16 protein-coding genes and 2 tRNA genes are annotated in these 14,747 nt (G+C 65.6%); 5 read left to right on the forward strand and 13 right to left on the reverse strand.

Annotation, left to right across the window (positions count from 1 at the left end):
* Positions 1-36: 36 nt before the first annotated feature.
* From QM701_RS17670 to kbl, 3 genes are all read right to left on the reverse strand, one after another.
* Positions 37-1,191, reverse strand: a complete 1,155-nt coding sequence (locus QM701_RS17670; protein WP_415168318.1) for an ABC transporter substrate-binding protein — start codon at positions 1,189-1,191, stop codon at positions 37-39.
* Between the two features lie 209 nt (positions 1,192-1,400).
* A complete protein-coding gene (locus QM701_RS17675; RefSeq protein WP_415168319.1) occupies positions 1,401-2,372 on the reverse strand; it encodes an NAD-dependent epimerase/dehydratase family protein in 972 nt (323 codons plus the stop codon).
* Positions 2,373-2,386: 14 nt separating this feature from the next.
* Positions 2,387-3,583, reverse strand: a complete 1,197-nt coding sequence (kbl, locus tag QM701_RS17680; protein ID WP_415168320.1) for a glycine C-acetyltransferase — start codon at positions 3,581-3,583, stop codon at positions 2,387-2,389.
* Positions 3,584-3,724: 141 nt separating this feature from the next.
* Between kbl and QM701_RS17685 the strand changes: the two genes are divergently transcribed.
* Both QM701_RS17685 and QM701_RS17690 read left to right on the forward strand, forming a co-directional pair.
* A complete protein-coding gene (locus QM701_RS17685; RefSeq protein WP_415168321.1) occupies positions 3,725-4,300 on the forward strand; it encodes a helix-turn-helix domain-containing protein in 576 nt (191 codons plus the stop codon).
* A 10-nt stretch (positions 4,301-4,310) separates the two neighbouring features.
* Entirely contained in the window at positions 4,311-4,664 is a 354-nt protein-coding gene (locus QM701_RS17690) for a hypothetical protein (RefSeq protein ID WP_415168322.1), read from the forward strand.
* 51 nt (positions 4,665-4,715) lie between these two features.
* Here the strand turns inward: QM701_RS17690 and QM701_RS17695 are convergent, their stop codons facing one another.
* The gene (locus QM701_RS17695) at positions 4,716-4,853 is read right to left on the reverse strand and encodes a hypothetical protein (RefSeq protein ID WP_415168323.1); all 138 of its coding nucleotides are present in this window, start codon (positions 4,851-4,853) and stop codon (positions 4,716-4,718) included.
* A 201-nt stretch (positions 4,854-5,054) separates the two neighbouring features.
* On the opposite strand from QM701_RS17695, the gene QM701_RS17700 reads away from it, so the two are divergent.
* Complete coding sequence (locus QM701_RS17700) at positions 5,055-5,297, forward strand: hypothetical protein (protein WP_415168324.1); 243 nt, start codon at positions 5,055-5,057, stop codon at positions 5,295-5,297.
* 6 nt (positions 5,298-5,303) lie between these two features.
* Here QM701_RS17700 and QM701_RS17705 read toward each other — a convergent pair whose 3' ends face one another.
* The 5 genes from QM701_RS17705 to uvrA form a co-directional block, all read right to left on the reverse strand.
* Positions 5,304-5,567 carry a hypothetical protein gene (locus QM701_RS17705; protein WP_415168325.1) on the reverse strand — a complete coding sequence of 88 codons (264 nt, stop codon included), beginning with the start codon at positions 5,565-5,567 and terminating at the stop codon, positions 5,304-5,306.
* Positions 5,568-5,615: 48 nt separating this feature from the next.
* Positions 5,616-5,692, reverse strand: a tRNA-Arg gene (locus QM701_RS17710).
* 80 nt (positions 5,693-5,772) lie between these two features.
* Positions 5,773-5,848: transfer RNA gene (locus QM701_RS17715), tRNA-Ala, on the reverse strand.
* Between the two features lie 124 nt (positions 5,849-5,972).
* Positions 5,973-6,329: an HU family DNA-binding protein gene (locus QM701_RS17720; RefSeq protein WP_415168326.1), complete on the reverse strand. Its 357-nt coding sequence runs from the start codon at positions 6,327-6,329 to the stop codon at positions 5,973-5,975.
* 102 nt (positions 6,330-6,431) lie between these two features.
* Positions 6,432-9,278: an excinuclease ABC subunit UvrA gene (gene uvrA, locus QM701_RS17725; RefSeq protein ID WP_415168327.1), complete on the reverse strand. Its 2,847-nt coding sequence runs from the start codon at positions 9,276-9,278 to the stop codon at positions 6,432-6,434.
* 130 nt (positions 9,279-9,408) lie between these two features.
* On the opposite strand from uvrA, the gene QM701_RS17730 reads away from it, so the two are divergent.
* Together QM701_RS17730 and ssb are read left to right on the forward strand one after the other, a co-directional pair.
* Positions 9,409-10,626, forward strand: a complete 1,218-nt coding sequence (locus QM701_RS17730) for an MFS transporter (RefSeq protein WP_415168328.1) — start codon at positions 9,409-9,411, stop codon at positions 10,624-10,626.
* A 35-nt stretch (positions 10,627-10,661) separates the two neighbouring features.
* On the forward strand, positions 10,662-11,147 hold the full coding sequence (ssb, locus tag QM701_RS17735) for a single-stranded DNA-binding protein (RefSeq protein ID WP_415168329.1): 486 nt from the start codon (positions 10,662-10,664) through the stop codon (positions 11,145-11,147).
* A 117-nt stretch (positions 11,148-11,264) separates the two neighbouring features.
* Here the strand turns inward: ssb and QM701_RS17740 are convergent, their stop codons facing one another.
* From QM701_RS17740 to pxpB, 4 genes are all read right to left on the reverse strand, one after another.
* On the reverse strand, positions 11,265-12,224 hold the full coding sequence (locus QM701_RS17740) for a D-2-hydroxyacid dehydrogenase (RefSeq protein ID WP_415168330.1): 960 nt from the start codon (positions 12,222-12,224) through the stop codon (positions 11,265-11,267).
* 30 nt (positions 12,225-12,254) lie between these two features.
* Positions 12,255-13,016, reverse strand: a complete 762-nt coding sequence (locus QM701_RS17745; protein WP_415168331.1) for a LamB/YcsF family protein — start codon at positions 13,014-13,016, stop codon at positions 12,255-12,257.
* Positions 13,017-13,082: 66 nt separating this feature from the next.
* Positions 13,083-14,078 (reverse strand): biotin-dependent carboxyltransferase family protein, encoded by a 996-nt coding sequence (locus QM701_RS17750; protein ID WP_415168332.1) that lies wholly within the window; start codon positions 14,076-14,078, stop codon positions 13,083-13,085.
* Positions 14,075-14,743 (reverse strand): 5-oxoprolinase subunit PxpB, encoded by a 669-nt coding sequence (gene pxpB / locus QM701_RS17755; protein ID WP_415168333.1) that lies wholly within the window; start codon positions 14,741-14,743, stop codon positions 14,075-14,077. Before pxpB ends, QM701_RS17750 begins: the two co-directional genes overlap by 4 nt.
* Positions 14,744-14,747 lie beyond the last annotated feature (4 nt).

The following is a 14,747-nucleotide window of genomic DNA, read 5'->3' on the forward strand; positions in this document are numbered from 1 at the left end:
CGGCGCGGGGCGATCGCCCCGCCTGGGTTCAGCCTGTTATTGTTGCGGTTTGACGGTGGTCAGGAACACGAACTTGCCGTCCTTCACCGTCTTGAACACGGCCGCCTTGTCGGCGTTGCGTTCGGCGTTGATGGTGATGGAGCCGGCGGAGCCTTCGAAGTCCTTGGTCTGGGTCAGGGCGTCGCGGATCTTCTGCGGCTCGGCGGAGTTCGCGCGCTTGATCGCGTCGAGGATGACGAGATAGGCGTCATAGCCGAGCGCGGCGACGGCCGACGGTTCCTTCTTGTATTCGTCGCGGAAGGACTTCAGGAAGGCTTCGGAGGTCTTGTTGATCGGCACGTCGTTGGCGAAGAAGGTGGACACCACCGCGCCTTCGACCGCCGGGCCGCCGACTTCGAGGAAGGCCGCCATGTCCCACGTGTCGCCGCCGATGAACTGGGCGTTGATGCCGAGCGCGCGGGCCTGCTTGATGATCAGCGCGGATTCGGTGTAGTTGCCGGGAGCGAAGATGGCGTCCGGCTCGAACTTCTTGATGTTGGTCAGCTGCGCGGTGAAGTCCTGGTCGCCGGTGTTGTAGTCGGAGGTGGCGACGATCGAGTTCGGGTCGCCGGTCAGCTTGACGAACTCATCGACGAAGAACTTGGCCAGGCCGACCGAGTAGTCGTTGGACACTTCGCGGATGATGGCCACTTTCTTGGCCTTCAGGGTCTCGAATGCGTAGGTCGCGCCGACCACGCCCTGGAACGGATCGAGGAAGCAGACGCGGAAGTAGTAGTCGTTGCCCTTGGTCACGGCCGGGTTGGTGGCGGACACGGCGACGGCGGGAATCTTGGCTTCGGCGAAGATCGGGCCGCCGGCCATCGATAGCGAGCTGCCCCAGGAGCCGATCACGGCGTTGACCTTTTCCTTCTGCGTGAGGACCGTCGCCGCGTTGGCGGCTTCGACCTTGTCGGACTTGTTGTCGACGGCGACCAGTTGGACCTTCTTGCCGAGCACTTCCGGGAAAAGTTTGTTGGCCAGCTTGATGCCGTCGTACTCGTCGGCACCGCCCGCGCCGTTGGCGCCGGTCAGCGGTTCGAAGACGCCGATCTTGATGACTTCGGCCTTCGGCTCCTCCTTCGAGCAGGATATGAGGGACAGGCTGGCGACCGCGACCGCGGCCAGCGTCAGCATCGAAGCGATTTTTTTCACGGAATTCTCCTTAATTGTGACGGCCAGGGCCGATCGCGGGGATGCTACAGTCGGCCATCCCGGCCGTCAACAAATTGGAACGGAAAAAGAAATCAGCTGTTTCTGAATGTGATTTTTCTGGCTTTCGTCACCCGCCGGCGCCGGCGGGGAACGTTTCAGGCCGCCTCGAAAACGATGTCGCTGGTGAACGCGGCGCAGGTGCGCGGCACTCAGGCGGCCTGCGTGCATTGCCTGACCGTCTTGCCGATGTGCAGCAGCATGTCGTCGGCCATCGGCTGCAATCCGATGGCCGGCGTCCAGCCCCAGTCGGCGCGCGCGTACGTGTCGTCGAGGCTGCGCGGCCAGCTGTCGGCGATGGACTGGCGCTGGTCCGGGCGGTAGTCGACGCGGAAGTCGGGCTTGCGCCGCCGGATCGCGTCAGCCAGCTGCCGGGGGTTGAAGCTGACGCCGGCGACATTGTAGGACGAGCGCACGCGGATCTGCGCGGCCGGCGCCTGCATCAGCTCGATCGTGGCGCGGATGGCGTCGGGCATGTAGATCATCGGCAGGGTGCTCTCCGGCCCCAGGTAGCAGTGGTAGATCTCGCCGCGGCAGGCGGCGTGGAAGATGGCGATGGCGTAGTCGGTGGTACCGCCGCCGGGCGGCGACTTGTAGCTGATGATGCCCGGGTAGCGGACGCTGCGCACGTCGACGCCGTATTTGGCGAAGTAATACTCGCACAGGCGTTCGCCGGCCAGCTTGCTGATGCCGTAGATGGTGGTCGGGTCCATCACCGTCAACTGCGGCGTGTCAACCGCCGGCGTGTGCGGCCCGAAGGCGGCGATCGAGGAGGGCCAGAACACGCGCAGCGGCTGTCCGGCCGCGGTGCGCTCGCGAGCGATTTCGAGGATGTTCAGCAGGCCGTTCATGTTCAGCATCCAGGCGCGCAGCGGCGCCTGCTCGCCGGTGACCGAAAGCAGCGCGGCGAGGTGGAAGACCTGGGTGATGCCGTGGCCGTCGATGCATTGCCGGAGGCGGGCGTTGTCCAGCACGTCCAGCGTTTCGTAGCGTTCCGCGCCGGCCAGGCTGCGCGGGCCGATGTCGGCGGCGATGACGTTTTCCGCGCCGTGGATGTCCGCCAGCGCCTCGGTGAGTTCGCTGCCGATCTGGCCGTTGGCGCCGATGACGAGTATCCGTTCCATGTTCGTTTTCCTTTTTATTTGTTCAGCAGGCCGAGCTCGCGCCCGGCCTGGGCGAAGGCGGCCAGCGCCGCGTCGAGCTGTTCACGGGTGTGCGCGGCGGAAATCTGCACGCGCACGCGGGCCTGCCCCATCGGCACCACCGGGTAGAAGAAGCCGGTGACCAGCACGCCGAGTTCATAGAGCCGGCGGGCGAAGGCCTGCGCCAGCGGTGCGTCGAACAGCATCACCGGCACCACCGGATGCGTGCCCGGCTTGATGGTGAAGCCGAGTTCCTCGATGCTGCGCCGGAAATGGGCGGTGTTGGCGTGCAGCCGGTCGCGCAGTTCGGTGGAGGACGAAAGGCGCCGCAGCACCTCCAGCGAGGTGCCGGCGATGGCCGGCGCCAGGCTGTTGGAAAAGAGATAGGGGCGCGACTTCTGGCGCAGCATGTCGACGACTTCCCGGCGCGCCGCGGTGAAGCCGCCCATCGCGCCGCCGAGCGCCTTGCCCAGCGTGCCGGTGATGATGTTGACGCGGCCCATCACGCCGTGGTGCTCGTGCGTGCCGCGCCCGGTCGCGCCCATGAAGCCGGTGGCGTGCGAGTCGTCGACCATCACCAGCGCGCCGTAACGGTCGGCCAGATCGCAGATCTTGTCCAATTGGGCGATCGTGCCGTCCATCGAGAACACGCCGTCGGTGACGATCAGCTTGTGCCGCTGGCCGGCGGCGTCCTGCAGCTGCGCTTCGAGGTCGGCCATGTCGTTGTGCGCGTAGCGGTAGCGCTCGGCCTTGCACAGGCGGATGCCGTCGATGATCGAGGCGTGGTTCAGCGCGTCCGAGATGATCGCGTCGCGCTCGTCGAGCAGCGGCTCGAACACGCCGCCGTTGGCGTCGAAGGCCGCCGCGTAGAGGATGGCGTCCTCCATGCCGAGGAACTCGGCGAGCGCCTTTTCCAGCTGCTTGTGCACCGTCTGCGTGCCACAGATGAAGCGCACCGACGACAGGCCGTAGCCGTACTGCGCGACGGCCTCCCGCGCCGCCTCGACCAGCGATTCGTCGCCGGACAGGCCGAGGTAGTTGTTGGCGCACATGTTGATCAGCTGTCGCCCGTCGTCGCAGGTGACCGTGCTGCCCTGGCGCGAGGCCAGCACGCGCTCCTGCTTGTACAGGCCCTGCGCGCTCAGTTCGTCGAGGTTTTGCCGCAGGCCGGCGTAAAAGGTGTCTTGCGTCATGGCGTATCCCGTCGTCTGGCTGTGGCCGCCGATGTTTGTTAACATGGCGGTTCAGTGGGTTTTTAAAAATTCAATATAAAGAAAAATAATTCAATATATCGGATACTAGTGGGCATCATTGAACTTTGCAAGCCTTGCCAAATGAAAACTTCAGGTCCTCCGCAAACTCCCCCGGAAGTCGGCGCGACGCTGCAGAAAATGCGGCTGGAGCGGAATCTGACGCTGGAAGACCTGTCGCGCGCCGCGGGCGTGTCGAAGTCGATGCTCTCGCAGATCGAACGCGAGAAGGCCAATCCGACCATCGCCGTGGCCTGGCGGCTGGCCAACGCGCTCGGCGTCAGCATCGGCGAGCTGCTGACGCCGGAGACGCGCCCGGCCGAGTCGATCCGGCTGCTCGAAGCGCACGAACTGCCGACCTTGTCCAGCGACCATGCGGGCTACGTGCTGCGCATCCTCGGCCCGATGGAGCTCGCCGGCAAGTTCGAATGGTACGAGCTCACGCTGGCGCCCGACGGCGTGCTGGCCTCGACCCCGCACGACCCCGGCGCGACCGAGCACCTGACCGTGCTGCAGGGCGCGGTGGAACTCGAAGCCGGCGGCGAGAAGAAGCGGATCAGGGCCGGCGCCACGGCGCGTTACGCGGTCGACTGCAACCACGCCATCCGCAATTCCGGCAAAGTGGAGGCGAAAGCCCTGCTGGTGGTGATTCATCGCTGAAGCGCGGCCCATGTCCTCTCCGGAAAACAGACGCCAACGCCAGAGCTGGCTGCGTTCCGCGGCCTGGCTGGCGCTCGTCGCCGGTTTCGCCGTGGCGGCCTGGATCTTCCTGGCGGCGGAGGACGGCACCAGCGACGTCATCGGCTACGTCGTCGCCGATGGCCGGGCGTATCCGGTGACCACGCGCGATTCGAAGCAGTACCGCCACAACCTCGAACGTTTCGGCGGCAAGATGGCGGTGTTCGCGGACGACCTCAACCGCTGGCTCAGGAGCCTGGCGGAAGGGCGCAGGCTGGCCGTGGTGATCGCCCTGTCGTCCGCCGGCGTGGCGGCGCTCTGTTTCCGCGCGGCGCGCAACGGCTAGATCTTGCCGATGGAAACGCCGGAAAGGGCGTGATACGCGGCACCGCGCCGGCTATCCCGGCAGATTCGCCCGCCTGTGCGCGCGGCCCAGCGCGATCCGTTCGTCGAAATCGAGCTCCTCCACCTCGAATCCGCGGCGTTCCGCATGGATTCTCCGCTCCGCCTGCCCGGGCGGCGGGCCTTCGTCCATGACTCTGCGGTCCGGAAAGCGACGGCGGTCATGCGGTGTTGACTGCAGGTGCATAGCCAAGCCCTTGTTTGACGATACGTTTCACGGTCTTACATTAGAACATCGCCCACCATTGCACAATATAGTGGCGCCGGGAACCTGCGGCATGGCTATACTGAGCCCCAGTTTTCCTCGGGCGCATCGAAAACAAAAGGGGACGTCATGGCAGTGTCGCGCGAGCGCAGATCGGGCAAGGACCGGCGGCAGGAAGACGTCGGCCCACCGGGCAGGATCGAGCAGCGGCGGCGCGTCGAGGCGCGCAAGCCGGAAATCGAGGAAGTCGTGTTGTCGGACGCCGAGTGGGAAGCGAATTTCGGCGGCCGGCAGGGCGCCGCCGGGGAAGCCGGGTTGACGGCCGCGCAGATCCAGGAAGCCGCCCAGGTCTTCAGCCGTATCAGGGATTGAGCGGCGCTACTCGCCGGAGCAGGGATTCATCGACGGCAGGCCGGCGAAACGGGCGATCACGTTGTATTCCAGCCGGGAGAAGCGGCGTCCCGCGTCGGCGGCGCGGGCGTATTCGTCGGCGATCAGGTCGCCCGCCGGCGGCGCCGTTTCGCCCGGGCCCACGCTGTCGGCAGGCTGGTGAATGACGCCGTCGCGGATGAACACCGGTTCGCCGTCGGGCGATGCGGGGTGCCGGGTCGTCAGGATGCCGTTGGCGATCTCGATCTGCATGTTCAGCCCCGTTCGGTCATGCGGCTGCGGCGCTTTCCCGGTTTGCGATGGCCCGCCCGGAGAGATTCGAACTCCCTACCCCTTGGTTCGAAGCCAAGTGCTCTATCCGATTGAGCTACGGGCGGCGTGAGCGGCCGCGGTCCGGGCCTGCGTGCAGCGCAGAAAGCAAAAAGCCAGTCGGGTCGACTGGCCTGCTGGATATGTCTGGTGGAGACGGGCGGGATCGAACCGCCGACCTGTTGATTGCGAACCAACCGCTCTCCCAACTGAGCTACGCCCCCATCGAAGCCGCGCATTCTACGCGGGCCGCATCGGTGAGTCAATCTTGCCGGCGGCAAAAGAACGACGAAAAAAATCAATGAAAAAGGCTTGCGCGCAGCAAGCCTTTTTCGGATTCAGGAGATATTACTTTTTCTTCTTGGTCTTGGCGGCGGCGACGGTGGCCTTGAAGGTGGCGCCGGCGGCGAACTTGGGAACGGTGGTCGCCGGGATCTTGATCTTTTCGCCCGTCTTCGGATTCTTGCCTTCGCGGGCGGCGCGCGCGGCGGACTTGAAGGAGCCGAAACCGACGAGGCTCACGCCGTCGCCCTTGGCCACAGCCTGAACGATGGTCTCGATCACGGCATCGAGCGCCTTACCGGAGGCGACTTTGGACAGTTCGGCTTTTGCTGCGATTGCGTCGATCAATTCAGACTTGTTCATAGTATCTCCTGTTGTTGATTGTTGAGAGTCGTGGTGGAAACTCCGCAGCGATTCTTGCACTTCATGGGCTTGAAGGGAAGGGGGGTGCGCCAGGAAAATGCCGGGGAACGGCAAAAAAGTGTTGTTTTTTTCTTGCGAAGCGCATTTCCGCCCGGCCGCGCCTCACTTTCTCTTGGCCAGCAAGGGTTTCAGGAAGCGTCCGGTGTGGCTGGCCTTGTTGCCGGCGATGGCTTTTGGCATACCCGCCGCCAGTATCCGCCCGCCGCCGTCGCCGCCTTCCGGTCCGAGATCGACGATCCAGTCGGCGGTCTTGATGACGTCGAGGTTGTGCTCGATGACCACCACGGTGTTGCCGTGGTCGGCCAGCCGGTGCAGCACGCCGAGCAGCATCTCGATATCCTGGAAGTGCAGGCCGGTGGTCGGTTCGTCGAGGATGTACAGGGTGCGGCCGGTGTCGCGCTTGGACAGTTCGAGCGCGAGCTTGACGCGCTGCGCCTCGCCGCCGGAGAGGGTGGTGGCCGACTGGCCGAGGGTGATGTAGGACAGGCCGACGTTGACCAGCGTCTGCAGCTTGCGCGCGACGACCGGAACGGCGTCGAAGAACTCGCGCGCCTGCTCGACGGTCATCTGCAGGATGTCGTGGATGTTCTTGCCCTTGTACTGGATTTCCAGCGTCTCGCGGTTGTAGCGCTTGCCGTGGCAGACGTCGCAGTGCACGTAGATGTCGGGCAGGAAGTGCATTTCGACCTTGATCACGCCGTCGCCCTGGCAGGCTTCGCAGCGTCCGCCCTTGACGTTGAAGGAGAAGCGGCCGGGACTGTAGCCGCGCGCGCGCGATTCGGGCACGCCGGCGAACAGTTCGCGGATCGGGGTGAGCAGGCCGGTGTAGGTGGCCGGGTTGGAGCGCGGCGTGCGGCCGATCGGCGCCTGGTCGACGTTGATCACCTTGTCGAAGTGGTCGAGGCCGACGATCGCGTCGTGCTCGGCCGGCTCGGCGATCGAGCCGTAGAGGTGCTTGGCGGCGGCGGCGTAGAGCGTGTCGTTGATCAGCGTCGATTTGCCCGAGCCGGAGACGCCGGTGATGCAGATGAACAGGCCGACCGGCAGTTCGAGGGTGACGTCCTTCAGGTTGTTGCCGCGCGCGCCGACGATCTTCAGCATGCGCTCCGGATCGGCGCGGCGGGGCGTGCCCGGCGCCTCGATGCGGCGCCGGCCGGCGAGGTAGTCGCCGGTCATCGAGGCGGGATTGGCCATGATCCGCGCGGGCGTGCCTTCGGCGACGACGGCGCCGCCGTGGATGCCGGCGCCGGGGCCGATGTCGACGACGTAGTCGGCGCTGCGGATGGCGTCCTCGTCGTGCTCGACGACGATCACCGTGTTGCCGATGTCGCGCAGGTGGTGCAGCGTCTCCAGCAGGCGGTGGTTGTCGCGCTGGTGCAGGCCGATCGACGGTTCGTCGAGCACGTACATCACGCCGGTGAGTCCCGAGCCGATCTGTGAGGCCAGCCGGATGCGCTGCGCTTCGCCGCCCGAGAGCGTTTCCGCCGAGCGGTCGAGCGACAGGTAGTCGAGGCCGACGTTGATCAGGAATTGCAGGCGGCTGACGATTTCCTTGAGCACCTTCTCGGCGATCTGCGCCTTGTTGCCGGCGAGCTTCAGGTCGCGGAAGTAGTCGCGCGTCTGGCCGAGCGGCAGGCGGCTGATCTGGTGCAGGGTCAGCGCCTGCGTGCCGCTGCCGACGTGTACGTGGCGCGCTTCGCGGCGCAGGCGGGCGCCGTCGCACTCCGGACAGGTGCGGCTGCTGATCAGCTTGGACAGTTCCTCGCGCACCGCCACCGAGTCGGTTTCCTTGTAGCGGCGTTCGAAGTTGGTGACGATTCCTTCGAAAGTGTGGCTGCGGTCGAAGCGCGTGCCCTTTTCATTGAGATAGCGGAAGCGGATCACTTCGCGGCCCGAGCCGTAGAGCAGTATCTGGCGGATGTTCTCCGGCAGCCGCGCGAACGGCGTGTCGACGTCGAAGCCGTAGTGCTCGGCCAGCGAGGCCAGCAGCTGGAAGTAGAACTGGTTGCGCCGGTCCCAGCCGCGGATGGCGCCGGCGGCGAGCGAGAGTTCGGGCTGCGTGACGATGCGCTTGGGGTCGAAGAACTGGATCACGCCGAGGCCGTCGCACTTCGGGCAGGCACCCATCGGGTTGTTGAACGAGAACAGGCGCGGTTCGAGTTCCTGCAGCGAGTACGAGCACACCGGGCAGGCGAAGCGGGCCGAGAACAGGTGCTCCTTGCCGGAATCCATCTCCAGCGCGATGGCGCGGCCGTCGGCGTGGCGCAGCGCGGTCTCGAACGATTCGGCGAGGCGCTGGCGGATGTCGTCGCGCACCTTGAGCCGGTCGACCACCACGTCGATGGTGTGCTTCTGCGTCTTGGCCAGCTTGGGCAGCGCGTCGATCTCGTGGATCTTGCCGTCGATGCGCAGGCGGGCGAAGCCCTGCGCGCGCAGTTCGGCGAACAGGTCGAGCTGCTCGCCCTTGCGGTTGGCGACGACCGGCGCGAGGATCATCAGCTTGGTGTCCGCCGGCAGCGCCAGCACGTGGTCGACCATCTGCGAGACGGTCTGCGCTTCCAGCGGCAGGTCGTGCTCCGGGCAGTACGGCGTGCCGGCGCGGGCGAACAGCAGGCGCAGATAGTCGTGGATCTCGGTAACCGTGCCGACCGTCGAACGCGGGTTGTGGCTGGTCGCCTTCTGCTCGATGGAGATGGCCGGCGACAGGCCCTCGATGAGGTCCACGTCGGGCTTGTCCATCATCTGCAGGAACTGGCGGGCGTAGGCCGAGAGCGACTCGACGTAGCGGCGCTGGCCCTCGGCGTAGAGCGTGTCGAAGGCCAGCGAGGATTTGCCCGAGCCGGACAGCCCGGTGATGACGATCATCCGGTTGCGCGGCAGGTCGAGATTGATGTCCTTGAGATTGTGCGTGCGTGCGCCGCGGATGCGGATTTCCTTGAATTCTTCCATGGGGAGGCGGTGCCGGGAGGGGAAGGCAAACCTGATAATATACGCAAGAAATTTCGCCGATACGACCGCCTGAACCAGTCCGTTGTTCCATTGTCCTTTTTTTGCCGTGGCGTTCAGGAAAATCCGTCCGATGCTTGCTCCCACCCATGAGTCGATGAGCTCCGGGGAGCGCCGTTCCGGCGCCGCCCTGGCCTTCGTCTTCGCCTTGCGCATGCTCGGGCTGTTCCTGATCCTGCCGGTCTTCGCCGTGCACGCGCGCGGCCTGCCCTCGGGCGGCGACGTGGCGCTCGTCGGCATGGCGCTCGGCGCCTACGGCCTGACGCAGGCGCTGCTGCAGATCGCCTACGGCGTGGCCTCCGACCGCTTCGGGCGCAAGCCGGTGATCTTCTTCGGCCTGGCGGTGTTCGCCGCCGGCAGCTTCGTCGCGGCGCTGTCGGCCGACATTCCCGGCGTCATCTTGGGGCGCGCGCTGCAGGGCGCCGGGGCCATCTCGGCGGCGGTGACGGCGCTGGCCGCCGATCTCACGCGCGAGCAGCATCTGACCAAGGTGATGGCCATGATCGGTTCGTCGATCGGCCTGGCCTTCGCCGTGTCGATGGTCGCCGCGCCGCTGCTGTACGCGGCGATCGGCATGGGCGGCATCTTCGCGTTGACCGGCGCGCTGGCGCTGCTGGCCGTGCCGGTCGTCTGGAAGCTGGTGCCCGCGGCGCCGCCGGTGCCGCGCCAGCCGGGCTGGTCGGGGTTCGCCGAGGTACTGCGTTCCGGGCCGCTGCGGCGGCTCAATTTCGGCGTGTTCGCGCTGCATTTCATGCAGACGGCGATGTGGGTCCTGCTGCCGTCGGCGCTGACCGGGCGCGGCGGCCTGCCGGTCGGCCAGCACTGGAAAGTGTATCTGCCGGCCGTCCTCCTCTCGTTCGTGGTCATGGTGCCGGCGATCATCGCCGCGGAGAAGCGCGGCCGCATGCGCCAGGTGTTCAACGCCAGCATCGCTCTGCTGATCGCCGTCCAGGCGGGATTCGGCTGGCTGGGCCAGAGCCTGCCGGCGCTGTGCCTCTGGCTGCTGCTGTTCTTCGTCGCCTTCAACGTCCTGGAAGCGGTGCAGCCCTCGCTGATCTCGCGTCTCGCTCCGCCCTACGCCAAGGGCGCCGCGCTCGGCATCTACAACACCACCCAGTCGCTCGGCCTGTTCCTGGGCGGCTTCGCCGGCGGCTGGCTGGCCCGGACGGGCGGCGAGACCGCCGTCTGGTCGGCGTGCATCGTCCTGCTGCTGGCCTGGCTGGCGCTCGGCGCCTCCATGCAATTTCCGCTGCTGCGCAACCCGCGGCAGTCCGGGCAAACTCTTTTATAATCCCGCTTCAGACATCCATTCACCTGGGAGGCAGCATGGCTTCGGTGAACAAAGTGATTCTCGTCGGCAATCTCGGCGCCGATCCGGAAACCCGTTACATGCCCAACGGCGACGCCGTGGCGAACATCCGGCTGGCCACCACGGAATCGTGGAAGGACAAGGCGACCGGCGAGAAGCGCGAGATGACCGAATGGCATCGCGTCGTCTTCTACCGGAAACTGGCCGAGATCGTCGGGCAGTACCTGAAGAAGGGCTCGTCGGTCTATGTCGAGGGCCGCATCCGCACGCGCAAGTGGCAGGACAAGGAAGGCCAGGAGCGCTACACCACGGAAATCGAGGCCAACGAAATGCAGATGCTCGGCGGCCGCCAGAGCGCGTCCTCGTCCGGCGGCGAAGCCGAATACGGCGGCAGCATGCCGTCGTCCGCTCCTCCCTCGGGCCCTTCCTCGGGCGGCGGCCGCGCGGCGCCGGCCAAGAAGGCGCCGAGCTTCGAGGACATGGACGACGACATTCCGTTCTAGGATTGACCCAAGATAGAAACGTGATGTTTTTATGGAAAAGCCCCGCACGGCGGGGCTTTTCGCTTTCTGGCGGGTCGCCAGCGTTCTCTCCTTGCCGGGAAGAGCCGCGTCGTCCGGCTAGGGATTGACCACGTTTTGCGCCGCGCCCTTGAGGAAGGCGGACAGGTTGTCCGTGGCGATGTTCATGAGGCGGGTCCGGGCTTCCCTGGTCGCCCAGGCAATGTGCGGCGTGACGATGCAGTTGGGCGCCGACAGCAGCGGGTTCGACGGCGATGGCGGTTCCGACGACAGCACGTCCAATGCCGCGCCGGCGACGTGTCCCGCCTGCAGCGCTTCGGCCAGATCGGCTTCGTTGATCAGCGGGCCGCGCGAAGTGTTGAGGATCAGCACGCCCGGCTTCATCTTGCCGATGGCGGTCTTGTCGATCATGCCCCTGTTGTCGTCGAACAACGGGCAGTGCAGGCTGATGACGTCGGCGTTCGCGTAAAGGTCGTCCAGCGTCGTGTAGCGGAGCGTATCGGATTCCAGCCGCTTGTCGGGATAATCGTCCACGGCAAGGATCTTCATTCCCAGCGACTGCGCGATACGCCCGAACGCCTGGCCGATGCGGCCGAAGCCGACGATGCCCAGCGTCTTGCCGTCGAGTTCAATCAGCGGGTTCAGCCAGTAGCAGAAATCGTTGCCGCGCGACCAGTCGCCGGCCTTGACGCTGTCCGCGTGGCGGCCGACGCGGTGGCAGAGTTCAAGCATCAGCGCCGTGGCGAATTGCGCGACGGCCATGGTGCCGTAGGTCGGGATGTTGCAGACCGGAATCCCGCGCTCGCGCGCCGCCGCGACGTCCACGACGTTGTAGCCGGTGGCCAGCACGCCGACGAAGCGGATTCGCGGGTTGGCGGCGAAGTGCTCGCGGGTCAGCGGCGTCTTGTTGGTGAAAACGATCTCGGCGCCGGCCAGCCGGCCGCGGACTTCCTCGGGCGCGGTCCGGTCGTAAACGGTGACTTCGCCGAATTTCTCGATACCGGCCCAGGTCAGATCTCCGGGGTTGAGGGTGTATCCGTCCAGTACGACGATTTTCATTGCGTGTGCTCCTGGGGATGAGGCGGCATCTTAGTCCGCGTAAGGCCTTACCGTGTATCCGGCGGCGACGACGGAATCCTTGATGGTCGTCGCCAGTTCAACGGCTCCGGCGGTATCGCTGTGGATCAGGATGGACTCGGCCGGCATCGGAATCACGGTGCCATCGATGGCATCGACCACGCCGTCCCGCAGCATGCGGGTGACCCGTTCGGCCACCGCCTGATGGTCCTTGATGACCGATCCGGGTTGATTGCGCGAGACCAGGATTCCCTGCGCCGTGTAGGCCCGGTCCGCCAGGAAGGAGCGAACCACGGCGACTCCGAGATCTTCCGCGGCTTTCGTCGCCTCGGTGTGGGGCAGGCCCACGAACTTCAGCTTGGGATCGAAGGCCTTGACCGCGTTGATCAAGGTGCGGGCGACGTCACGATCGACGAAAGACAGGTTGCCGAGCGCTCCATGAAAATTCGCGTGGCTCAGGTGCGTGCCGGCATGTGCTGCCACGGCCGCCAGTGCGCCCAACTGGGTGATGGTCAGGTACTCAAGTTCCTTCAGCGACAGCGACATCGCGCGGCGGCCAAAGCCCTCGCGGTCGGTGTAGCCGATGTGCGCGCCCACGCGGACGCCGCGCTTCAACGCCCCGCGAACCGTGGCGTCCATGACCACAGGATCGCCGGCATGGGCGCCGCACGCGATGTTCGCCGACGATACTATGTCCAGGATCGCTTCGTCGTCAGCGATGCGATATGGGCCAAATCCTTCGCCCAGGTCCGAGTTGAGGTCGATTGACGGCATGAATTACTCCTTGTGTTCATTCTTGATGACGTAAGCGCTTCCACGAGATCGACGGCCTGGCCGTCTTCAGGGAGAGCATCCGGAACCGGAAGTTTCACCGTTGCCCAGGGCCAGCGCGGCCAGGCCGCGCACCGCCGCAAGCAACGCCCTTTCCTCATGCATCGCCTGGATCGCCTGCCCCGGCGTGACACGATGGAAGCGGACGGCCTTGCCGAGTTGCGCCTGGCCGAGTTTCCACAAGTCGGACTGAATGACCACGCCGAGCTTGGGGTATCCGCCGCAGGTGTTGGCGTCGGACATCTGCACGACCGGCTGTCCGGAAGGCGGCAATTGGATCGTGCCGGGCAGGATGCCGTGCGACAGCAGTTCCCTTGGCGTACCGTGAGCCAGCGACGGGCCGATCAGGCGATATCCGACGCGATTGCTGATCTGGTCGATTATCCAGTTGGTGCCCAGGAACTGTTCCCGGGCTTCCGGAGAACAGTCTTCCCACTCCGCCGCCGGGATCATGCGGACTTCGGTCACGTCCTCCGCGAGCCTCATCCCGGCATCGCGTATGGACAGTCCGAATTCCCGCACCCGATGGCGGGGAAAAGCGGCCGGCAACAGGTCCAGCCGGTCGCCTTGGCGCAAGGGCCTGCCCGAATGGCCGCCGAAACCGCCCTTGAGATCCGTCGATCTCGAACCCATGACCGCGGGAACGTCGATGCCGCCGGCGAAGGAAACATAGCTGCGCATGCCGATGCTGGGCGACATGATCTCCAAGACCTGACCTGCCCGCGCCAGTACGACACTCCCGCCCGGCACCGGTTTTTCGTCCAGGTACAGTTCGGAAACGGCGCCGGTGACGGCGAACGGACAATCGACGTCGAAGCGGCAGATAAGCCCGCCCAGGGTCGTTTCGATGCCCGCCGCATCTTCGGGATTTCCGAGCAGGGTATTGCCGATACGCAGCGCCAGCCTGTCCATGGCACCGGAAACGCCGACGCCGAGACTGCGGAAACCTTCGCGCCCCAGGTCCTGAATCGTCGCCAGAATGCCGGGGTGAATGATCTCGATCACAGGATTAGGTCCTTTACGATAAACCTCAGGCGGGAGCCGGGCGAGACGAGCGCCGGCGCCGGCTTGCTGGCGTCGAAGAAGTCCACGTCGGTTTTCCCGATCATGTGCCAGCCCGAAGGACTGGTTTTCGATTGCACCGCCGTCTGCGCTCCCCCGATGATGACGGTGCCGGCGTCTACACGCTGTCGCGGCACGCTGCGCCGCGGCGTCGCCAGGCGGGGATCGAGCCCTCCCAGATAGGCGAATCCCGGCTGGCTGCCGAGGGCGTAGACGATGTATTCCCCGCGCGCATGGAGCGAGACGAATTCCTCGGGAGTAAGGCCGGCCCGGGCGGAAATTTCGTGCAGGTCTTCTCCTTCCCGGCCGCCGTAGACCACGGGAATTTCGATGGTCGATCCCGTGCAGTCCTTGATGCGTTTCTCGGCCCACATGGCCGCCAGGATCTCCGCCATCGCTTCGTTCGCAACGGAGAGCGCATCGAAGACGACGACCACGTTGTTCATTCCCGGGATCACTTCCTTGACGGCCGGAAGCGCCGACGCCGAATCGGCCATGGCCCAGATTCTGCGTTGACGTTCCAGATCCAGGGCCCCCTCGGGGAACTGGCAAAGGATCGCCGACTCTCCCAGATTGCTCAGGAGCAGGTCTTCAGTCTTGAGATTCATCGTT

Source organism: Propionivibrio sp. (assembly GCF_047602565.1).
GTDB lineage: Bacteria > Pseudomonadota > Gammaproteobacteria > Burkholderiales > Rhodocyclaceae > Propionivibrio.